Raw genomic sequence first — 19,707 nt, 5'->3', positions numbered from 1 at the left:
CCGACAGCGCTTGCATTCGCACCATTTCGCGTCAGCTTATATCGAATTGGATGAATTCCAATCGAATGGCGAAGGGGAGGAAGCCATTCCGGTCAAGATCACGTCAATCGGCCGCCGCGAGCTCGTGCTGCCGCCCCCGTTCACGCTCATCACCCTGCGCGAGGCAAGGGATGCATTCGCCCACGCCCGGGCGATCGCGAGCGAGGCAGGGGCGGGCACACTCGTGTGGGCGCGCCGCTTCGATCTCGTCGACTGCGCCGTGGTGCTGGAGCCGGCCGAGCCGCTCGCTCTCGCACGCCTCGCCTTCTACCCGGCGATAAATGCGCTCGCCGATGCCGTCGCGGCCCATTGCGCGCCGGAGCATCCGCTGACCTTCGACTGGCCGGGCGGCATCCGCCTCGACGGCGTGCTCGTCGGCGACGGGCAACTTGCCTGGCCGGCGGGCGCGCGCGATGCGGCGGTGCCGGACTGGCTCGTCTTCGGCGCGCGACTGCGTATCGCGACGCTCGACGGTCCGGAAGCGACCAGCGGGAGCCTCGGCATCGATATGGTCGGCGGGCTCGAGGGGGATGCCGAAAGCCTCGTCGAGAGCTTCGCGCGCCACTTGATGGCGAATCTGCATGGCTTCTCGGACGACCACGGCGCTTCTCAGATTTTACATTATGTTGAACGTCTGGCGCCAAGCGATTCCGGCGATTCGTCTTTTGCCATCGACGTGAACGGCGATCTGCTCGTCACGACGGGCCGCGGCCGCCGCCGGCGTCTCTTCGTCGAAGCGCTCGCGCGTCTTGGCGAGCGCGATGCCGAGGGGAGGCGTCCGTCATGAAGCTGCCGCGTACCATCCGGCTCGACGCCTCCGACACCTTCGTCTTCGCCCGTGCCGCTGCACCGGGCGAATGGGCGGTGACCGGCACCTTTCTCTTCACCGATAGCGATGTCGCCTCGCTGCCGACGAAGGAGCGTGTCGCCTTCCGCTCCGGCTTTCTCGGCATCGACAGCTTCGGCTTTTCCACCCTCACGGTGGTGAGCGAGGCGAGCGAAGACGAGATCGAGGCGGCCACGGCACTTCTGGCACAACGCTTCGTCGAGCGGCTCGGCGCCCCCGACGTCGCCACCGCCCTGCCGGCAGCGCGGGAGGAGATCGCCTTCGCCGCCTCGCTCTGCGACCATGCCGTCGGCACGCTCCTTGCCCTGCAGCGCGTGATGGAGAACGGCGAGATCCGCGAGCGCTACCGCACGCTCACCCCGCGTGGCGACCGGCCGCGCGCGGGCTTCCGCGCCTTCGACTTCTTCGAGACCGACGACGAGCCGACAGAGGAGGTCGACCTCCTCGCCCTGATGAAGGACAAGCCATGACCGACGCCGCCACCCGCGACTTCTGGCTGTCGAGCGGCCACGTGCTGCTCGACCGGCGCGAGGACGGCGGCCTCGTGGTGACGGATGCCTTCCTGAAGGCCTATCTCGCCCGGCCGGAGCTCATGCCGCCGGAGGAGGCCTGCCCCGCCGAGCGGGCGCTTCATGCCCTGCTGATGGACGATCCCTTCGCCGCCATCTCGCCCGTGACGCTGGCGCAGCTTGCCGATGCCGATGCGCGCGACAACTGGCGGGCGTTTCTCTCCTTCCGCGACCGGCTTCTGGCCGCGCCGACGCTGCAGGCGGCCTATGTGCGCATGATCGGGGAGGGCGTCGCCGGCATTCCGCCGCTCTTCCTCAACCAGCTCGTCCACGTGCTGATGCGTGCCGCGCTCGACGGCTGCGAGGATGCCGAGGTGCTGCGCGCGGGCGAGATCTTCTTCCGCCCGCAGAAGGTGACCGTGCACGAGGGCCACCTCCTCCTCGCCGATGCCGAGACCATCGCGATGCATGAGGAGAACCGCCAGGCCTCGCCGCTGCTCGCCATGCTCGGCGGGCCGGCGGTGACCGAGCTTGACGTGCTGCAGCCGGGCGAGACGGGCTACCAGGAGCGTAGCGATGCCTTCGACATGGTGCTCGACCTTGGCGGCGAAGCCGGGGGCCGCGCGGCCATCGCCCGCTGCATCGAAGCCTTCCTGCGCGAGACGCTGGGGCACGCGGTAGCGGTCGAGCCTGTGCAGCGCATCGAGGACAGAGACTGGCGCTGGTTCATCGGGCTCGATGCCGAGGCCACCGCCATCGGCAACGCCCTGTGGCGGGGAGAGGCGGTGGAGGGGGAGGCTTCGTCGCGCGTTCTCGCCCTCTTCCGCCTGACGGTCGACCCGTCCGTGCCGGTGCGGCCGGAAGTGCGCGGCCATCCCGTCTATCTCATCATGGCGATGGACCGGAGCAATCTGCTACGCTTCAAGCCGCAGAACCTCATTGCCGGCCTGCCGCTCGTGGCGGACCAGCCGGTGCATTGAGGAGGCCGGATCATGGCGCATGAGAGATTCAGCGTCGGCGTCGTCGTCGAACGCCGCCCGTTGAAGAGCCGCTGGGTGGATCATGCCTGGCTGCCGGTCGCCGTCATCGCCGGCGTGCCGGAGGCGGCCCCGTGGACCTTGCTCGGCGAGGAAGCCGGCGTGCAGCGCTTCTACGCCGGCGCCTTCGACGTCGATCTCTATCGTGCGGAGACGGCCGGGTACCGCGACAATCTCGAAAGCGGGGCGCCGAAGCTGTGGATCGCCGCCCATGCCACAGGCGTCACGCCGCCGCTCGACATCCTCGTCGTTACGGCCGACCCCAACGAGGGGGCCGCCTATACGGAGGCGGGCGACAACATTGTCGAAGTGGTGCCGATGCCGGACGAGGTTGCCGGCGTCGTCGCCCGCTTCGTCGCCGACCACCATGTGGAGCGCGCCTTCATCAAGCGCCGCCGCGATCGGGCCGATCCCGACGCCTTGGCCCTGCGGCCGGGCCGCGACAAGGAGGGAGGCGAGCCGTGAGCAGCGACGAAGGCTTCCTCACCCGCTGGTCGCGCCGCAAGGAGGCCGCGCGGCGGAGCGAAGACGCAACGGTGCCCGTGAATGTGCCCGCCGAGGCGCCGGACGAGATTGCCGCACCGACGGCCGAGGCAGGGGCGCAGGTCAGCGCTTCCCCGGTAGACGATGCGCCTGTCCCGCTCGAGGAACTGCCGCCGATCGAGAGCATCGGCCCGGAGACGGATCTGACGCCATGGCTGAAGCGCAACGTGCCGCCGGCTTGGCGCCAGGCGGCGCTGCGCCGCCTGTGGGTGAGCGACCCCGGCATCCGCGATTTCGTCGGTCTCGCGGACTACGACTGGGACTGGAACACTCCCGACGGCATGCCGGGCTACGGGCCGCTCGAGATTGGCGAGGCCGTGCGCAAGCGCCTCCTCGCCGCCGTCGAGGGGGCCCCGCCGCCCGCCGATGAGAGGGTGCAGCAGAACGGCGCCTCAATCGAACCTCCGGCCGACGAGCGGGCGCCCGGCCCGGCGCCGGAACCGGATGAGGCGCCGGCTGCCGTCCGGTTGCCCCCCGGACCTTCGCCAGCACCGTCCACCATCGCGCCGACGGGCAAAGATCACACAGATTTGAATAGAGATTTAGGGAAACCGTCACCCTCTGCCCGCCGCCGTTCGGGTTCGGCGACGCCGGTCTGAGCGAGGCGTCACAAGGGTTTCGCGGACTCGGCGGCGGGGGACGGCACGCGCCGCCGTACGCCTGCCGTTACAGCCATAGCGGGTGCACTGCAGCATTTCATTGGAATGGTTGCAATGTGGAAACGGGGTGATAGGCTCGCCCTATTGCCGTTTCAGACACGGAGGCAACGGGTCGGGAATGCGCGAGGCGGGGCTCAGTCAGGCCATCGAAGCAGCGGGGGGTGTGCGTGCGCTCGCCCGTCAGCTCGGGGTGTCCCAGCCGACAATTTCAGGCTGGCGCCGCGTGCCCGCCGACCGGGTCCTTGCCGTCGAAGCGCTGACCGGCGTTGACCGTGCCGTGCTCCGCCCGGACATGTATCCGCCGCGGGATGCTGCCGCCGCAGCCGACGTCGATCCCATCGATCTGGCCCGTGCCGAGGAATATGCGCTGCTCGCGGCGCTGCTCTGGCGCGCGCCGGGGCAGGACCTCATCGACCGGCTGGCGCAACTGCGCGGCGACGCGAGCGAGATCGGCATGGCGCATCTGGCGCTCGCCGATGCCGCCGCCGGCATGGACGCCGAAGCCGTGAGCCGCGAGTTCTTCGACCTTTTCATCGGTCTCGGCCGCGGCGAGATCCTGCCCTACGCCTCCTATTACCTCACCGGCTTCCTGCACGAGCGTCCGCTCGCCGTGCTACGCGGCGACCTCGCGCGGCTTGGCATCGAGCGTGCCGAGCGGGTGGCCGAGCCGGAGGACCACATCGCCATCCTCTGCGAGACGATGGCCGGGCTCATCCGCTGCGATTTCGGTATCGCCGGCCTCGGCGAACGGGAGTTCTTCGCCCGCCACGTGGAACCGTGGGCCGGGCGCTTCTTCGCGGATCTCGAGACCTCGCGCGCCGGCCGGTTCTACCGGGCTGTGGGCACGCTCGGGCGCGTCATGATGGAGATCGAGGCGGAAGCCTTCGCGCTGCCCGCCTGACATGAAGGAACGAGGGGAGGAAGCCATGCAGGACGACAAGAAGAAAAAGGTCCTCGATCGACGCAGCTTCCTCGGCGCTGCCGGTGCGGGCGCCGCCATGACAGCGCTCGCACCGGTCGTCGCCGACAAGGCCGAAGCCATGGCCGAGCCTCCCGGCAACGACCAGACGCGCTATCGCGAAACCGAACACGTCCAGGACTTCTACCGGGTCAACCGGTACTGAGGGGGAGGCCGACATGCTCATCAAGCGCAAGTTCGCTGCGGCCGCGCAGGGACGGCTGCAGGCCGTCGCCGCCGGCTTCGGGGGCGCATCCCTTGTCGACCGGCGCGCCTTCCTGAAGCGGGCCGGCTTCGCGGCCGGTGCCCTCGCCGCGGTCGGCACGATCGAGGTGGGCGCCGTGCGCCGCGCGCAAGCCGGCCCCACCGATTTCCAGCAGCCCGTCGAGCGCAAGAAGAACATCTGCACCCACTGCTCCGTCGGCTGCACGGTGACCGCCGAGGTGCAGAACGGCGTGTGGGTGGGCCAGGAACCGTCATGGGACAGCCCGATCAACCGGGGCTCCCATTGCGCCAAGGGCGCGGCCATCCGCGAGCTGGTGCATGGCGACCGGCGCCTGAAATATCCGATGAAGCTGGTGAACGGCGCCTGGCAGCGCATCTCCTGGGACGACGCCATCAACGAGATCGGCGACAAGCTCATGGAGATCCGCAACACGTCGGGCCCGGAGTCCGTCTACTGGCTTGGTTCGGCCAAATATTCCAACGAAGGCGCCTATCTCCTGCGCAAGTTCGCCGCCTTCTGGGGCACCAACTCGGTCGACCACCAGGCACGCATTTGCCATTCCACCACGGTCGCGGGCGTCGCGAACACGTGGGGCTATGGCGCCATGACGAATAGCTACAACGACATCCGCAACTCGAAGACGATTGTCTTCATGGGTTCCAATGCGGCCGAGGCCCACCCGGTGTCGCTGCAGCACATCCTGACAGGCAAGGAGATCAACCGCGCCAACGTCTTCGTCATCGATCCGCGCTTCACCCGCACGGCGGCGCATTCGACGGAATATGTGCGCATCCGTTCCGGCACCGACATTGCCGTGATCTGGGGCATGCTCTGGCACATCTTCGAGAACGGCTGGGAGGACAAGCAGTTCATCGCCCAGCGCGTCTACGGCATGGATCAGGTGCGCGCCGAGGTGAAGAAGTGGGATCCCGCCACCGTCGAAGACGTGACGGGCGTGCCCGGAGAGCAGTTGAAGCGCGTCGCCGAAACCTTCGCCAAGGAGCGGCCGTCCACCTTTATCTGGTGCATGGGCGGTACGCAGCACTCGGTCGGCACGGCCAACGTGCGCGCCTATTGCAACCTGCTGCTCGCCACCGGCAACGTCGGCGGCTTCGGCAACGGCGCCAACATCTTCCGCGGCCATTGCAACGTGCAGGGAGCGACCGACCTCGGCCTCGATATCACGTCGCTGCCGCTCTACTACGGCCTCACCGAAGGCGCGTGGAAGCACTGGTGCCGGGTGTGGGAGGTCGATTACGACTGGATGCTCTCGCGCTTCGTCGACAAGAAGATGATGGAGGCGCCCGGCATCCCCTCGACGCGGTGGTTTGATGCCGTGCTCCTGCCCAAGGACCAAGTGGATCAACCGGACAATGTCCGCGCCATGATGGTCTTCGGCCACGGCGGCAACACCATTCCCCGCATGCCGGAAATGGTGAAGGGCCTCGAGAAGCTCGACCTCCTCGTCGTCGGCGATCCGCATCCGACGACCTACGCCGCAATCTCGCAGCGCAAGGACGGCACCTATCTCCTGCCCATCTGTACACAGCTCGAGACGTCGGGCTCGCGCACGGCCTCCAACCGCTCGCTCCAGTGGGGCGAGCAGATCGTCAAGCCGATCTTCGAATCGAAAGACGATTACGAGGTCATGTATCGCTTGGCGACGAAGCTCGGCTTCGCCGACGAGATGTTCAAGAACATCAAGGTCGAGAACGGCAGGCCCGAGCCTGAGGACATCCTGCGCGAGATCAACCGCGGCGGCTGGTCCACCGGCTATTGCGGCCAGTCGCCCGAGCGCCTCAAGGCGCATATGGCGAACCAGGACAAGTTCGACATCGTCACGTTGCGCGCGGCGAAGGACGTGCCGGAGGTCGGCGGCGACTACTACGGCCTGCCCTGGCCGTGCTGGGGCACGCCCGAATACCGGCATCCGGGCACGCATACGCTCTACAACACCAACATCCACGTGAAGGACGGCGGCGGCACCTTCCGCGCCCGTTTCGGCGTGGAGCGCGAGGGCGTGACGCTTCTGTCGGAGGGCTCCTACTCGCAGGGTTCCGAGATCACGGACGGCTATCCCGAATTCACTTATGGCGTCCTCAAGAAGCTCGGCTGGGATGCCGACCTCACGGAGGCGGAGCGCGCCACCATCGAGGGCATCGGCGGCAACAATCCCGACGCCGTCTCCTGGTCGACAGACCTGTCCGGCGGCATCCAGCGCGTGGCGCTGGAGCACGGCTGCATCCCCTACGGCAACGGCAAGGCCCGCGCGGTGGCGTGGAACCTGCCCGATCCGGTGCCGGTGCACCGCGAGCCGATCTATTCGCCGCGCGCCGACCTTGTGGCGAAATATCCGACGCGGGAGGATTTCAAGAGCTTCCGCGTGCCCAACATCGGCTTCACCGTCCAGAAGGCGGCGGTGGACAAGGGCATCGCGAAGGACTTCCCCATCATCCTGACCTCCGGACGCCTCGTCGAATACGAGGGCGGCGGCGAGGAGACGCGCTCCAACAAGTGGCTCGCCGAGCTGCAGCAGGACATGTTCGTCGAGATCAATCCGGCGGACGCGGCCGAGCGCGGCATCAGCGACGGCGGCTGGGTGTGGGTGACGGGGCCGGAGAACCAGTCCAAGGCCCGTGTCAAGGCGCTCGTCACGGAGCGTGTCGGCAAGGGCGTCGCCTTCATGCCCTTCCACTTCTCCGGCTGGTTCATGGGCGAGGACCAGCGCAAGAACTACCCGCCGGGCGCGGATCCCATCGTCCTCGGCGAAAGCGCCAATACCATCACCACCTATGGCTATGACCCGGTGACGGGCATGCACGAGGGCAAGGTGACGCTGTGCCAGATCAGGGCGGCCTGAGGGAGGATGAAATGGCCCGTTTGAAATTCCTCTGCGACGCCGACCGTTGCATCGAGTGCAACGCCTGCGTGACCGCCTGCAAGAACGAGAACGAGGTGCCCTGGGGCATCAACCGCCGGCGCGTCGTCACCATCAACGATGGCAAGCCGGGCGAGAGGTCGATCTCCATGGCCTGCATGCATTGCACGGACGCGCCCTGCAAGGCCGTCTGTCCGGTCGACTGCTTCTACAACACGGCCGACGGCATCGTGCTGCATTCGAAGGATCTGTGCATCGGCTGCGGTTATTGCTTCTACGCCTGCCCGTTCGGCGCGCCGCAATATCCGCGCGTCGGCAATTTCGGCTCGCGCGGCAAGATGGACAAGTGCACCTACTGCGCCGGCGGGCCCGAGCCGGACCTGACCGCCGCCGAGTACCAGAAATATGGCGCGAACCGCATCGCCGAAGGCAAGCTGCCGCTCTGCGCCGAGATGTGCTCGACGAAGTCGCTGCTCGCCGGCGACGGCGAGATCATCGCCGCCATCTACAAGGAACGCGTGCTCAAGCGCGGCTACGGCTCCGGTGCGTGGGGCTGGAAGACGGCCTATCGCGAGACGATCGACGTTTGATCGGGCCGAGCGGCCGACGGGAGGGGAGGAACGAGCCATGACCCGCACAGGACACGATCGGCGCTGGTCGGCCCGCGGCATCGCCGCCGCACTGACGATGCTGCTGGCGCTGCTCCTCGCGCTGCCCGCGGCGACGGGCTCCGCTTTCGCCCAGGTCAATCCGACGACCGAGGCGGTGAGGGAAGAGCAGCTCATGCAGGCACTCGACCGGGTCACCGGCCGCGTGTCGATCCCCGACCGGAAGGCGGCGACGCTGATCCAGGTCGAGGGGCAGGAATGGCGGGCCTATCACGAGCGCACGCTGGCCTGGATCGGCGGCATCGCCATCCTCGGCATGCTCGCGGTGCTCGCGGTCTTCTTTCTGGTGCGCGGGCGCATCCGCACGGAGGCCGGGCCGTCAGGCCGCACCATCGTGCGCTTCAGGTGGTTCGAGCGCTTCGTGCACTGGCTGACGGCGAGCTGCTTCGTCATCCTCGCGCTGTCCGGCCTCAACGTCGCCTTCGGCAAGTCGCTGCTGCTGCCGCTCATCGGGCCGGAGGCCTTCTCCACCTTCTCGATGGCCGCGAAATACGCCCACAACTATCTCAGCTTCCCCTTCACGCTGGGGCTGGTGCTGATGTTCTTCATCTGGGCGCTGCGCAATATCCCGAGCCGCGTCGACGTGACGTGGTTCGCGCAGGGCGGCGGCATCGTCGGCAAGGCGCATCCGCCGGCCGGCAAGTTCAACGCCGGCCAGAAGATGCTGTTCTGGCTCGTCATCCTCGTCGGCGCCGCCATCGCGGTCAGCGGCTATATCCTGCTGTTCCCGTTCTACGGCACGACGATCGCCGGCATGCAGACGGCGCAGGTGGTGCACGGCCTCCTTGGCGTGCTCCTTACGGCCGTAATTCTTGGCCACATCTATATCGGCACGCTCGGCATGGAGGGCGCCTTTGACGCCATGGGCAACGGCGAGGTCGACCTCAACTGGGCGCGTCAGCATCACAGCCTCTGGGTCGCCGAGGAGGAGCGCAAGGCCACGGCCGACGGCAAGCACGGCGTGCCGCCGACGGCCGTGCCGGCGGAATAGGGCTAACGACCGAGGCCTCTCTCCCTCCCCCACGGGGTGGCGGGGAGGGGGAAGAAGGGCTCGACGCACCCCGTCGCCTTGTGCACAGTCGGGCCGGATGCTTCGCAAGGGGCATCCGGCTTTCTCGTGTCCGGATCGATTTCTCAATGCGTGTCATTGGCCTCGCCGGCTGGAGCGGCTCCGGCAAGACGACCCTTCTCACCCGCCTCATCCCGGTTCTCGTCGCCCGCGGGCTCAGCGTCTCGACCATCAAACATGCGCATCACGCCTTCGATGTCGACAGGCCGGGCAAGGATTCCTTCCTGCACCGGCAGGCCGGCGCGCGCGAGGTGCTGGTGGCCTCGCGCCGGCGCTGGGCACTGATGCGCGAATTGAGGGACGAGCGCGAGCCGCGGCTCGCCGAGCTCGTGGCGCTGATCGACGATTGCGATATCCTCCTCGTCGAGGGCTTCAAGCGCGAGGAGCACGTCAAGGTGGAGGTCTACCGCAAGGCCAACGGCAAGCCGCCGCTCCATCCCGACGACGGCCGCATCGTCGCCGTGGCGAGCGACGTTGCCCTGCCCGATGCAGGGCGCCCGGTCATCGACATCGACGACATCGAAACGATCGCCGATGTCGTCTTGGCCCATGCCGAGCCCGTGGAGCGGCTGATGGAGAGGCTTTCCGCGCATGGCCCAGCTGAGTGACGACTGCTTCGCCTTCGGCGGGCCGCTGATGTCCGTCGAGGAGGCGCTGGCGCTGATCGGCGAGCGCATCGCGCCCGTCGACGGCATCGAGGATGTGCTGGTGCGCAGCGCCGAGGGCCGCGTGCTGGCGCGCGATGTGCCGGCGCTCGTCGATCTACCACCTTTCGACAATTCCGCCGTCGACGGCTGGGCCGTGCGCTATGACGACCTTGCGCGCGAGGGCGAGACGCGCCTGCCGGCCGCCGGGCGGGTGATCGCCGGCAGTGCCGCGGCCGCCATACCCCCCGGCCATGCCGTGCGCATCTTCACGGGCGCGCCGATGCCCGCCGGGGCAGACACCGTCTTCATGCAGGAGGACGTGACGCTCGATGGCGGGACGGTCGTCCTGCCGTCGGGGCTGAAGCGCGGCGCCAATTGCCGGAAGGCGGGCGAGGACATTGCGCGCGGCGCGGTGGCGCTGGCGGCGGGCCGGCTCCTCAGGCCGCAGGACCTCGCGCTCGCGGCGGCCGTCGGCCATGCGAGCCTGCCGGTACGTCGGCCGCTGCGGGTTGCCGTCTTCTCCACGGGCAACGAGTTGGTGGAACCGGGCGAGCCGCTGCCCACGGCCGGCATCTACGATTCGAACCGCTTCGCCCTCATCGCCTTGCTCGGCCGGCTGGGCGTCGCGGTGTCGGACCTCGGCGTGCTGCGCGACGAGCCGGAGCGCCTGCGCGAGGCGCTCGCGGCTGCGAGCGGGGAGCATGACCTGATCCTCACCTCGGGCGGTGTCTCGACGGGGGAGGAGGACCATGTCCGGGCGGCGGTGGAGGCGGCGGGCCGGCTCGTCTTCTGGCGCCTCGCCATCAAGCCGGGCCGGCCGGTCGCCATGGGCGTCATCGCCGGCACGCCCTTCGTCGGCCTGCCGGGCAATCCCGTTGCCGTCTATGTCACCTTCACCTTCGTGGTGTGCCCGCTTCTCGCCCGGCTGATGGGCGCGGAGCTACCGCGCCCGCTCGCCATCCCGGCACGGGCCGCCTTCGCCTATCGCAAGAAGGCCGGGCGGCGCGAGTTCGTGCGCGTCAGCCTGCGGCGGGGAGGAGACGGCACATACGAGGCGGTGAAATACCCGCGCGACGGTGCCGGCGTCCTGACCTCGCTCACCAAGACGGACGGCCTCGCGGCACTGCCCGAGGACATGACAGACCTTGCCGAAGGCGACAGGGTCGACGTCTATCCCTACGCGCTCCTCGGCTGACGCGCCCGCCGCTCGAGGAAGCCGAGGCCGAGGTCGACGAGGATGGCGAGCATGGCGACGAGCACGCCGCCCTGCAGCACATAGGCGAGGTTGTCCGCCTGCAGCCCGGCGATGATGATCTCGCCGAGGCCCCGTGCGCCGACCGTGGAGCCGATCGTCGCCGTGCCGATGCTGACGATGATCGAGACGCGGAAGCCCGCGATGATCACCGGCAGCGCCAGCGGCAGCTCGATCTCCCTGAGGATGCGCCGGCCCGTCATGCCCATGCCGCGCGCCGCCTCGACCACCTGCGGCGAGACGCCCTTCAGCCCGGCGATGGTATTCTCGAAGATCGGCAGGAGCCCGTAGGCGAAGAGCGCGACGAGCGTCGGCCGCGCGCCGAAGCCGGTAAGCGGCACGGCGACCGCGAGCATGGCGATGGGCGGAAAGGTCTGCCCGAGATTGGCGACGGCGCGGGCGAGCGGCAGATATTGCGCGCCGGCCGGGCGGGTCACGAAGATGCCGATGGCGAGCGCGATGACGAGCGCCGCAAGGCTCGCCGCGATGACGAGGCCGATATGCGAGAGGGTCAGCGCCAGGATGCTGTCGCGGTCGTAGATCGCCGGCTGGCCGAATTTCGCCAGCGCCGCGAGCGGCCGCTCGAAGGCCCGCGGGACGAGTACCATGATGGAAAAGAGCGCGACGGCGATCCCGGCCGCCACGATCCGCAGGAGGCCCCGCCGCTGCGCCATCACCGGCTGCCTCCGCCGAAGGCGATGATCCGCTCCATGTCGATCACGCCGACGATCGCTCCGCCCTCGTCGATGACGGGCAACTCGTCGACGCCGGCGAAGACGAGGCGCGACGCCGCCTCGCGCAGGCTCGCCGAGGCGGAGAGGGGGGCGAGGGATACGTTTGCGCCCGCCTTGCGGAAGGTGCCGTCGCCTATCGGCATCCAGTCCATCGCAGGCCCCATCAAAGCGGTGACGCCGGCGAGGGAGAGCAGCTTCAGCCCACGATCCTCGCTACCGATCAGCGACTCGACGAAGGCGCTCGCCGGCCGGCGCAGAAGGCTCTCCGGCGCGTCGAGCTGCACGATGCGCCCCCTCTCCATCACCGCCAGCCGGTCGGCGAGTTTGAAGGCCTCATCCATGTCGTGTGTGACGAGCAGCACGGTCGTGCCCATGCGCCGGCGGATGGCGAGGAACTCGTCCTGCAGGCGCGTGCGGGTGATGGGATCGAGCGCGCCGAAGGGCTCATCCATCAGCAGCACGGCGGGCTTGCCCGCCATGGCCCGTGCCACGCCGACGCGCTGCTGCTGGCCGCCCGACAGTTCGTGCGGATATTTGCGTGCGAAGATGGCAGGCGGTAGGCCGAAGAGCTCGAGCAGTTCCGCGACGCGGGCCGCGATGCGTGGGCGCGGCCAGCCGAGCAGACGCGGCACGGTGGCAATGTTCTGGGCGACGGTACGGTGGGGGAAGAGGCCGATGCCCTGGATGGCGTAGCCCATGCGCAGCCTGAGCGTCGCCGGTGGAATGCCCGTCGTGTCGACGCCATCGATCAGGACACGCCCGGCGCTCGGCTCGATGAGGCGATTGATCATGCGCAGCGTCGTCGACTTGCCGCAGCCGGACGGGCCGATGAGCGCCAGCGCCTCGCCCTCGGCGAGCTCGAAGGAGATGCCGTCAACCGCTCGGACCGGCCCGAAGCTCTTCGTCAGTCCCTCGACCGTGATCATGCCGCCCTCCCTCGCGCACGGCCCGCGACCGCATCGAGCACGACGGCGGCAAGGAAGGCGAGAATGACGATGGGCACAGCGCCGAGCAGCACGAGGTCCATGGCGGTCTGCCCCATGCCGCGGAAGACGAAGGTGCCGAAGCCGCCGGCGCCGATCAGCGCCGCGACCGCCGCAAGGCCGATGTTCTGCACCAGCACGATGCGCACGCCCGTGACGATGACGGGGAAGGCGAGCGGCCATTCGACGCCGGCGAGGCGCCGCAAGGGCCCCATGCCCATGCCGCGCGCCGCTTCCACCACCGCCGGCGGAACGGCCGCGAAGCCCGCCACCGTATTGGCGACGACAGGCAGCAGCGAATAGAGGAACAGCGCAAGGAGGGCGGGCGTCAGGCCGATGCCGCGGATGCCGGCAGCGCCGAGCGCGGGATAGGCGGCGGCGAGCGCGGCGAGCGGGGCCATCATCAGGCCGAACATGGCGATGCTCGGCACGGTCTGGATGACCGACAGCACCGCGAGCACGGCTCCCCGCGCCGCGGCAAGGCGATGGCATAGATAGCCGAGCGGGATGCCGAGCAGCAGCGCCGGCGCGAGGCTGCCGCCAACGAGCACGAGATGGCGCGCCCCTTGCTGCCAGAAGCTGTCGCGGTTGGCCGCGTATTCGCGCATGATCGACAGGTCGTTCCACAGCCCCGCCGCCAGCACGGCGAGCACCGCCCCGACGGCGGCGAAGGCGAGCGTGATGCGCGCCAGCGGCCCGCCGCGCAGCTTGACGAGCGCATCGGCGAGGATCAGTCCGAAGGCGCCGGTGGTGAGCCAGAAGCCGGAGCCGAGGGAGACGCGCGCCAGCGTCGCGCCCGCCGGCAGCAGGGCCGTCGCCGCAAGGCCGGCGCCGAGGAGGGCGGCGAGCGCGCCGGCCGCTCCGGCCAAGGCCTGCACGGCGGCATGATGCGCGAGCGCCGCGACGAGGGCGCAGGCCGTGAGGACGGCGGCAAGCGGCAGTCCGAGCCATGCGGCTGGCAGTGCGGGCAGGGAGAAGCCCTCGCCCGAGACGATCCGGTTGGGCTGCAGCGCGAGGAAGGGCGCAAACGCGACGGCGAGGAGCGCCGCGACGGCGCACAGCCGCGCAAGGCCGCGTCCCTCCGCGGCGGCTCCCGTCGGCACCGGGCGCGCTGTCGGCTCTTCCGTCACGCGAGGGCGGCCCGCTACTTCAGGAGGCCCTTGCTCGTCAGGTAGTCCTTCGCCACAGCACCGGCGTTCTCGCCGCCGACGGCGATGCGCCCGTTGAGCTTCTGCAGCGTCTCGAGGTCGAGCGAGGCGAACACCGGTTCAAGCAACTCCTCGATCTGCGGATATTGCTTCAGCACCGCCTCGCGGATGATCGGCGCCGGTTGATAGACCGGCTGCACGCCCTTGTCGTCCGTCATGACGACGAGGCCGACCTCGGCGATGGCGCCGTCCGTGCCATAGACCATGGCGGCATTGGTGCCGTCCGTCCCCTCGGCCGCCGCCTTGATCGTGGCGGCCGTGTCGCCGCCGGCGAGCGTCAGCAACTGGTCGGATTTCAGGGTAAAGCCATAGGCCTTCTGGAAGGCGGGCAGGGCCGCGGCCGAGTTGACGAACTCGGCCGAGGCGGCGAGCTTCACCGTGCCGCCCTTCGCCACATAGGCACCGAAGTCCGACATCGTCGCGAGCTTCTCTGCCGCCGCGAGGTCGCCACGCACGGCGATCGCCCAGGTGTTGTTGGCCGGGGCCGGCGTCAGCCAGACGATCTTTTCGGCGTCATAGTCGCGCTTCTTCGCCTCGGCATAGCCCTTGGCTGCGTCCTTCCAGACGTCGCTGTCGGCCATGTTGTAGAAGAAGCCGGCATTACCGGTGTACTCCGGGTAGATGTCGATCTCGCCTGCCCTGATCGCGGCGCGCACCACGGGCGTCGCCCCGAGCGAGACCCGGTCGACGACAGGGATGCCGTTCTCCTGCAGCACGAGGCGGATCATCGCGCCGAGCAAGCTGCCCTCCGTGTCGATCTTCGATGCGACGACGACGTCGGCGCGCGCTGTGCCCGTTGCCATGGCAATGACCGCGACGGCGGCCAGGACCGTCTTCTTCATGGAAGCGTCCCCCTTCCGAATGCGCGAGCCGTGACGCGCCTCATGGTCGACAGCATAGGGCGAGCCGTGCCGATGCATCAATGTCCCGGCGCGTGCATGGCGCAGCGCGCAGCCGCAGGCCGCACGATACGCACGCTGTCATGATTCGTCCTTGATGTTCGTCCAGATGTGGCGTGCCGTTGTCGTTGACGACGTGGACCCCATCTGTCCTTCGTAGCGCCCGCATGCCGGGCCTCGTTGCCGGAATTCGCATGCTGGACGATACGAATCGTATGCCGGTCGTGTTTGGGGTGGCGCGCCCGCGCCGCCGTTTCTCGGAGGTGCTGCGGGATCTCGCGGCCTTCCCATCCGAGCGGGTCCGCGTCGCCGACATTCTCGATGCCTTCGGCGACCGGGCCTTTGGCGCATTGATGCTCATCTTCGCGGTGCCGAATGTGCTGCCGCTGCCGCCCGGCACCTCGTCCGTGCTCGGCGCTCCGCTTCTGTTCATCGCGGCGCAGCTCATGCTCGGCCGGCCGGTGCTGTGGCTGCCGCAGTTCATCACGGAGCGCTCGCTGGCGCGCAACGATTTCGCCGCCATGGCCGACAAGCTGCTGCCGCATCTGACGCGGTTCGAGCGCATGCTGCAGCCGCGCCTGACCGGCCTCTTCAACCCGATGCACGACCGCATCATCGGCGGCGCCTGCCTCATCCTCGCGATCATCCTCTTCCTGCCGATCCCCTTCGGCAACATGCTGCCGGCCTTCGCCATCTCGGCCTTCGCTATCGGGCTCATGGAGCGCGACGGCATCGCGGTCGCCGTCGGCTGGCTGGGCAAGCTCGCGAGCCTTGCCGTGCTGGCCGCCATCTCGACGGCGCTCGTTGCTGCCGCCGTCGCCTTCTTCACGCATCTCTGGCCGTTCTGATCCACCCCTTGCACGCAAAGCGGCTTGACCCACCGTCCTTTCGTCGTGATGCTCTTGCCGCCGCCGGCTCGGCCCGCGGCTGCGCAACCTGGCAAAGGGGGGAATGCCATGGGTTTTGCGATCGAGCGTCGGGCGTATCTGTCAACGGCTTTCTGGATTACCGGCGCGGCGCTGCTTGCCGGCTGCGCGGGCGATGACGTCGTCTCGCCCGCCGTGACCACGCCGGCCCTGCCACCGGTGACGGCGGAGCAATTGGTGGGCCGCTGGGGCCTCGGTTCCTATCACCGCGACACCGACCGCGACCGCACGGTCAAGGAAGCGCGCGCCCAGTGCCGCAATCCCTATGTCATCAAGGCGGGGGCCGACGGCGGCGTGATCATGAACCTCGCCGACGAGAAGGAGCCGCGCGAACTCCTCGTCAAGACGACGCGCGAGGGCCGCACCTTCATCGGCCCGGGCGAGCGGCCGGCCGGTGACCTGACGGACATGGAGCTCATCGCCGTCGACGATACGAGCTTCACCGTGCAGTGGGTCGATCCGGACGTCTCGTCCCGCTACGGCACGATGGTCTATGTCAATTGCGCGCCGCGGAGCGCAAGAACGACGGCGGGGTGAGAGCAACAGCGGCGCGGCTGCGCGCGCCACGAACAAGCGAGGTGATGGCGATGCCGGAAACGGACGTTCTCCTCCAGCGGCTGTTTGGGGTGCTCGCGGGACTTGTCCTGGCGGTGATGGTCGCGATGCCGGCGGTGGCGCAGGTGCAACGGGGCGTCATGGAGATTGAGGATCAACCGGGCTTCGTGCCCGACGAGGCCGACGAGATCCTCTCCGGGCCCTTCGAGCGCCAGCTCGTCTTCTTCCGCACGACGGAGGCGCCCGGCACCATCATCATCCACACGTCGGAACGCTTCCTCTATCTCGTAGAGGGTAACAACCGCGCCATGCGTTACGGCATTGGGGTCGGCCGCGAGGGCTTCCAGTGGTCGGGCCTGCTGCAGATCTCGCGCAAGCAGGAATGGCCGGACTGGCGCCCGCCGCCGGAGATGATCCAGCGCCAGCCCTATCTGCCGCGCTTCATGGCCGGCGGCCCCGGCAATCCCATGGGTGCCCGGGCACTCTATCTCGGCGCCACCGTCTATCGCATCCACGGCACCAACCAGCCGCAGACGATCGGCCATGCCGTGTCATCCGGCTGCTTCCGTCTCGTCAACAACGACATCGTCGATCTTTATGAACGGGTGCCGGTGGGCACCAAGGTCATCGTCCGCCACGCCGCGAAGCTGTGACGGGGCAGGGCAGGGGGAAGGGAATGCGCGTCATCGCAAATGCGGCCGCGGCCGCCGGTTTTGTGGCGGCAGCAGCGCTCGCGGCACCGGCGGCAGCCGGTACGCTCGACACGGTCAAGCAGCGCGGCAAGCTTGTCTGCGGCGTCAGCCAGGGCCTCATGGGTTTCTCCGCCCGGGACGGCAAGGAGCAATGGAGCGGCTTCGACGTCGACTTCTGCCGCGCCATCGCGGCGGCGATCTTCGACGACCCTGCCAAGGTGGAGTTCGTCCCCCTCTCGGCGGCGGAGCGCTTCGAGGCGCTGAAGAGCGGCAAGGTGGACGTTCTCTCGCGCAATTCCACCTGGACGCTGGGACGCGAGGTGGACCACGGCATCGTCTTCACCGCCGTGAATTATTACGACGGCCAGGGTTTCCTCGTGCCCAAGGCGCGCGCCATCGGCTCGGCGCTGGAAATGAACGGGATGAAGGTCTGCGTGCAGGCGGGCACGACGAGCGAGGTCAACCTGCGCGACTTTTCCGATGCCAACGGCATGACGCTCGAGACCGTGGTCGTCTCCTCGCCCGAGGAGGCCGTGAGGACCTACAGCGAGGGGGGCTGCACGGCCATCTCGAGCGATGTGTCGCAGCTGCACGCCGAGCGACTGGCGCTCGAGAACCCGTCCGACCACTCCGTCCTGCCGGACATCATCTCGAAGGAGCCGCTCGCGCCCGCCGTCCGCAGTGACGACATGGTCTGGTTCACCATTGTGAAATGGGTGAGCTTCGCCATGCTCAACGCCGAGGAGCTTGGCGTGTCGTCGACGCGCATCGACGAAGCGCTCCGTTCGAGCAAACCCGACGTGCGGCGTCTCGTCGGCACGGAAGGCGGCTTCGGTGAGAAGCTCGGCCTCACCAACGACTGGGTGGTCCGCATCGTCCGCGCTGTGGGCAACTACGGTGAGGTCTACGAGCGCAACGTCGGCGTCGGCTCGAAGCTCGGCATCCCGCGCGGCATCAACCAGCTCTGGAGCCTGGGGGGAATCCAGTACGCGCCACCGCTCAGGTAAACGAGGAGGCATGTTCACCCGGACCATCCCCGTTGGGGGACGGATTTTGAGATCAATCGTTTCTAATTGCTCATTGCCTTGCCAGGATAGCCGATGTTCATTCTTCTTGCCGCACTGGCCGCTTGTGGCGGCTTCTTGACCGGTATCTTCACCTGTGCTCCCGCCTGGATCGTCACGAGCGGCCTCGCCGGCCTTGCGGCCTGCGCGGCATGGCTCACCTCGACTGTCTCGGGCGCCGAAGCCGTGGCCATGTACCTCGCCTTCTGCGGTGGCCTGACAAGCGCTCTTGGCCTTGCTCTCGTGAGGCATGCGAGGGCGAGGCGGGGGGCGCGGCCGGAAACGCGGGCGGGTTCGGACCCGGCGCAGGAACACCAGATCGCAGCCCTGCCCCACCTGTTTGACGGTGGCGGCACGCGGCGATAGCCCGCAGCGCGATCGGACGGATAGAACCCACGGCGCGAATGGCGGCCGCCCGATCTCAACCCCGGCCGGCGGCTTGCGCGATCATAACATGGCGTGCGTCTGCGTCGGGTGCAGGCGGGGGCAGGGCCGATGACCGGCCGACAGTGCCGCGTTGGCCCGGCCGAGACGCCACCCGCAACCGCAGCACGACCAACTGCGCGTCGGAAGCGCGAACCCCAAGCATGCCGAAAAAACCGGCCCTGTTCGCGCACTCCCTGGCTCCTTGACATCGTTGAAACATCATCGTCACGCAGAAAACGCTTCGCTCTCCTGGGCAGCGGCACGACGCGGTTCGCGCTTCCGGCTCTATTTTGCTTGTTCCTGCAATCGGCTAAGAAGAGGCGGTCGCTCCCCGTGCGGGGGCGCGGATTGAAACATCGGCAAGGACGGTGAGTGGATCTGGCGGACCGGTCGCTCCCCGTGCGGGGGCGCGGATTGAAACGAGAAGCTTGGCGAACCGAACGGGCTTTCGATGCATGTCGCTCCCCGTGCGGGGGCGCGGATTGAAACTGAGGGTGTCATGAAAACCGACATCGCCATCTGGAGTCGCTCCCCGTGCGGGGGCGCGGATTGAAACCTGCTCTGCTCCGGCATCAGGCTTTGGCGCCGCCTGTCGCTCCCCGTGCGGGGGCGCGGATTGAAACACGCGCAACATCAACAACGTACTGCCGGGCGCAAAGTCGCTCCCCGTGCGGGGGCGCGGATTGAAACTCGACGAAGGTCACCAGCTCTGCCTTCATCGCGGTCGCTCCCCGTGCGGGGGCGCGGATTGAAACATGCTCCGGGAGGCTGGCAAGCGCGTCGCGCAGGGTCGCTCCCCGTGCGGGGGCGCGGATTGAAACCATGATCGAGGCTATCCGTCAGGCGGGCCTCTATCGTCGCTCCCCGTGCGGGGGCGCGGATTGAAAC

General features: G+C 68.5%; 21 protein-coding genes and 1 CRISPR repeat array. Of the genes, 17 read left to right on the top strand and 4 right to left on the bottom strand.

The window, feature by feature from the left end:
- The first annotated feature begins 46 nt into the window (after window positions 1-46).
- From ASC46_RS14790 to ASC46_RS14735, 12 genes are all read left to right on the top strand, one after another.
- Window positions 47-826, top strand: a complete 780-nt coding sequence (locus tag ASC46_RS14790; RefSeq protein WP_245280566.1) for a biotin/lipoate--protein ligase family protein — start codon at window positions 47-49, stop codon at window positions 824-826.
- On the top strand, window positions 823-1,356 hold the full coding sequence (locus ASC46_RS14785) for a DUF6505 family protein (RefSeq protein WP_055460063.1): 534 nt from the start codon (window positions 823-825) through the stop codon (window positions 1,354-1,356). Before ASC46_RS14790 ends, ASC46_RS14785 begins: the two co-directional genes overlap by 4 nt.
- Window positions 1,353-2,375: a DUF6352 family protein gene (locus ASC46_RS14780; protein ID WP_055460062.1), complete on the top strand. Its 1,023-nt coding sequence runs from the start codon at window positions 1,353-1,355 to the stop codon at window positions 2,373-2,375. The genes ASC46_RS14785 and ASC46_RS14780 overlap by 4 nt, the downstream gene beginning before the upstream one ends.
- Before the next feature lie 12 nt (window positions 2,376-2,387).
- Complete coding sequence (locus tag ASC46_RS14775) at window positions 2,388-2,897, top strand: DUF3305 domain-containing protein (protein ID WP_055460061.1); 510 nt, start codon at window positions 2,388-2,390, stop codon at window positions 2,895-2,897.
- Window positions 2,894-3,574, top strand: a complete 681-nt coding sequence (locus tag ASC46_RS14770) for a DUF3306 domain-containing protein (protein WP_055460060.1) — start codon at window positions 2,894-2,896, stop codon at window positions 3,572-3,574. The genes ASC46_RS14775 and ASC46_RS14770 overlap by 4 nt, the downstream gene beginning before the upstream one ends.
- 178 nt (window positions 3,575-3,752) lie before the next feature.
- Window positions 3,753-4,535 (top strand): molecular chaperone TorD family protein, encoded by a 783-nt coding sequence (locus tag ASC46_RS14765; protein ID WP_055460059.1) that lies wholly within the window; start codon window positions 3,753-3,755, stop codon window positions 4,533-4,535.
- A gap of 25 nt (window positions 4,536-4,560) precedes the next feature.
- Complete coding sequence (locus ASC46_RS14760) at window positions 4,561-4,758, top strand: twin-arginine translocation signal domain-containing protein (RefSeq protein WP_071923622.1); 198 nt, start codon at window positions 4,561-4,563, stop codon at window positions 4,756-4,758.
- 13 nt (window positions 4,759-4,771) lie between these two features.
- Window positions 4,772-7,678 (top strand): formate dehydrogenase subunit alpha, encoded by a 2,907-nt coding sequence (locus ASC46_RS14755; RefSeq protein ID WP_055460057.1) that lies wholly within the window; start codon window positions 4,772-4,774, stop codon window positions 7,676-7,678.
- Window positions 7,679-7,689: 11 nt separating this feature from the next.
- Window positions 7,690-8,286 (top strand): formate dehydrogenase FDH3 subunit beta, encoded by a 597-nt coding sequence (fdh3B, locus tag ASC46_RS14750; RefSeq protein ID WP_019400967.1) that lies wholly within the window; start codon window positions 7,690-7,692, stop codon window positions 8,284-8,286.
- A gap of 37 nt (window positions 8,287-8,323) precedes the next feature.
- The gene (locus ASC46_RS14745; RefSeq protein ID WP_055460056.1) at window positions 8,324-9,355 is read left to right on the top strand and encodes a formate dehydrogenase subunit gamma; all 1,032 of its coding nucleotides are present in this window, start codon (window positions 8,324-8,326) and stop codon (window positions 9,353-9,355) included.
- A gap of 146 nt (window positions 9,356-9,501) precedes the next feature.
- Window positions 9,502-10,041: a molybdopterin-guanine dinucleotide biosynthesis protein B gene (gene mobB, locus ASC46_RS14740; RefSeq protein ID WP_055460055.1), complete on the top strand. Its 540-nt coding sequence runs from the start codon at window positions 9,502-9,504 to the stop codon at window positions 10,039-10,041.
- Window positions 10,025-11,275, top strand: a complete 1,251-nt coding sequence (locus ASC46_RS14735) for a molybdopterin molybdotransferase MoeA (protein WP_055460054.1) — start codon at window positions 10,025-10,027, stop codon at window positions 11,273-11,275. The genes mobB and ASC46_RS14735 overlap by 17 nt, the downstream gene beginning before the upstream one ends.
- On the opposite strand, the gene ASC46_RS14730 is transcribed toward ASC46_RS14735, so the two are convergent.
- Genes ASC46_RS14730 through osmF form a run of 4 tightly spaced genes read right to left on the bottom strand, consistent with a single transcriptional unit; the run spans window position 11,257 to window position 15,099 of the window.
- Entirely contained in the window at window positions 11,257-12,006 is a 750-nt protein-coding gene (locus ASC46_RS14730) for an ABC transporter permease (RefSeq protein ID WP_055460053.1), read from the bottom strand. The genes ASC46_RS14735 and ASC46_RS14730 overlap by 19 nt on opposite strands.
- Window positions 12,006-12,992 carry an ABC transporter ATP-binding protein gene (locus ASC46_RS14725; RefSeq protein ID WP_055460052.1) on the bottom strand — a complete coding sequence of 329 codons (987 nt, stop codon included), beginning with the start codon at window positions 12,990-12,992 and terminating at the stop codon, window positions 12,006-12,008. Before ASC46_RS14725 ends, ASC46_RS14730 begins: the two co-directional genes overlap by 1 nt.
- Entirely contained in the window at window positions 12,989-14,179 is a 1,191-nt protein-coding gene (locus ASC46_RS14720; RefSeq protein WP_055460051.1) for an ABC transporter permease, read from the bottom strand. The genes ASC46_RS14725 and ASC46_RS14720 overlap by 4 nt, the downstream gene beginning before the upstream one ends.
- A 14-nt stretch (window positions 14,180-14,193) precedes the next feature.
- Window positions 14,194-15,099, bottom strand: a complete 906-nt coding sequence (gene osmF / locus ASC46_RS14715; RefSeq protein WP_055460050.1) for a glycine betaine ABC transporter substrate-binding protein OsmF — start codon at window positions 15,097-15,099, stop codon at window positions 14,194-14,196.
- 251 nt (window positions 15,100-15,350) lie between these two features.
- Between osmF and ASC46_RS14710 the strand changes: the two genes are divergently transcribed.
- The 5 genes from ASC46_RS14710 to ASC46_RS14690 all read left to right on the top strand — a co-directional run bounded on the left by ASC46_RS14710 (window position 15,351) and on the right by ASC46_RS14690 (window position 18,759).
- Window positions 15,351-16,004, top strand: coding sequence for an exopolysaccharide biosynthesis protein (locus tag ASC46_RS14710; protein ID WP_055460096.1), 654 nt, complete (start codon window positions 15,351-15,353; stop codon window positions 16,002-16,004).
- A 108-nt stretch (window positions 16,005-16,112) separates the two neighbouring features.
- Window positions 16,113-16,619 carry a hypothetical protein gene (locus ASC46_RS14705; protein WP_055460049.1) on the top strand — a complete coding sequence of 169 codons (507 nt, stop codon included), beginning with the start codon at window positions 16,113-16,115 and terminating at the stop codon, window positions 16,617-16,619.
- Between the two features lie 44 nt (window positions 16,620-16,663).
- Complete coding sequence (locus tag ASC46_RS14700; protein ID WP_082464849.1) at window positions 16,664-17,290, top strand: L,D-transpeptidase; 627 nt, start codon at window positions 16,664-16,666, stop codon at window positions 17,288-17,290.
- A 23-nt stretch (window positions 17,291-17,313) separates the two neighbouring features.
- Entirely contained in the window at window positions 17,314-18,336 is a 1,023-nt protein-coding gene (locus tag ASC46_RS14695; RefSeq protein WP_055460048.1) for an amino acid ABC transporter substrate-binding protein, read from the top strand.
- Between the two features lie 93 nt (window positions 18,337-18,429).
- Window positions 18,430-18,759 (top strand): hypothetical protein, encoded by a 330-nt coding sequence (locus ASC46_RS14690; RefSeq protein WP_055460047.1) that lies wholly within the window; start codon window positions 18,430-18,432, stop codon window positions 18,757-18,759.
- 383 nt (window positions 18,760-19,142) lie between these two features.
- A CRISPR array of direct repeats spans window positions 19,143-19,707; the repeat unit is 32 nt; unit sequence GTCGCTCCCCGTGCGGGGGCGCGGATTGAAAC.

This window comes from Chelatococcus sambhunathii, assembly GCF_001418005.1.
Classification (GTDB): Bacteria; Pseudomonadota; Alphaproteobacteria; order Rhizobiales; family Beijerinckiaceae; genus Chelatococcus_A; species Chelatococcus_A sambhunathii.
This window is presented reverse-complemented; position numbering and strand designations above follow the sequence as displayed.

Coding starts and splice junctions, on each gene's coding strand:
- ASC46_RS14785 (WP_055460063.1), top strand. CDS start 823: ATGAAGCTGCCGCGTACCATCCGGCTCGACGCCTCCGACACCTTCGTC.
- ASC46_RS14780 (WP_055460062.1), top strand. CDS start 1,353: ATGACCGACGCCGCCACCCGCGACTTCTGGCTGTCGAGCGGCCACGTG.
- ASC46_RS14775 (WP_055460061.1), top strand. CDS start 2,388: ATGGCGCATGAGAGATTCAGCGTCGGCGTCGTCGTCGAACGCCGCCCG.
- ASC46_RS14765 (WP_055460059.1), top strand. CDS start 3,753: ATGCGCGAGGCGGGGCTCAGTCAGGCCATCGAAGCAGCGGGGGGTGTG.
- ASC46_RS14760 (WP_071923622.1), top strand. CDS start 4,561: ATGCAGGACGACAAGAAGAAAAAGGTCCTCGATCGACGCAGCTTCCTC.
- ASC46_RS14755 (WP_055460057.1), top strand. CDS start 4,772: ATGCTCATCAAGCGCAAGTTCGCTGCGGCCGCGCAGGGACGGCTGCAG.
- fdh3B (WP_019400967.1), top strand. CDS start 7,690: ATGGCCCGTTTGAAATTCCTCTGCGACGCCGACCGTTGCATCGAGTGC.
- ASC46_RS14745 (WP_055460056.1), top strand. CDS start 8,324: ATGACCCGCACAGGACACGATCGGCGCTGGTCGGCCCGCGGCATCGCC.
- mobB (WP_055460055.1), top strand. CDS start 9,502: ATGCGTGTCATTGGCCTCGCCGGCTGGAGCGGCTCCGGCAAGACGACC.
- ASC46_RS14735 (WP_055460054.1), top strand. CDS start 10,025: ATGGCCCAGCTGAGTGACGACTGCTTCGCCTTCGGCGGGCCGCTGATG.
- ASC46_RS14730 (WP_055460053.1), bottom strand. CDS start 12,006: ATGGCGCAGCGGCGGGGCCTCCTGCGGATCGTGGCGGCCGGGATCGCC.
- ASC46_RS14725 (WP_055460052.1), bottom strand. CDS start 12,992: ATGATCACGGTCGAGGGACTGACGAAGAGCTTCGGGCCGGTCCGAGCG.
- osmF (WP_055460050.1), bottom strand. CDS start 15,099: ATGAAGAAGACGGTCCTGGCCGCCGTCGCGGTCATTGCCATGGCAACG.
- ASC46_RS14710 (WP_055460096.1), top strand. CDS start 15,351: ATGCTGGACGATACGAATCGTATGCCGGTCGTGTTTGGGGTGGCGCGC.
- ASC46_RS14705 (WP_055460049.1), top strand. CDS start 16,113: ATGGGTTTTGCGATCGAGCGTCGGGCGTATCTGTCAACGGCTTTCTGG.
- ASC46_RS14700 (WP_082464849.1), top strand. CDS start 16,664: ATGGCGATGCCGGAAACGGACGTTCTCCTCCAGCGGCTGTTTGGGGTG.
- ASC46_RS14695 (WP_055460048.1), top strand. CDS start 17,314: ATGCGCGTCATCGCAAATGCGGCCGCGGCCGCCGGTTTTGTGGCGGCA.
- ASC46_RS14690 (WP_055460047.1), top strand. CDS start 18,430: ATGTTCATTCTTCTTGCCGCACTGGCCGCTTGTGGCGGCTTCTTGACC.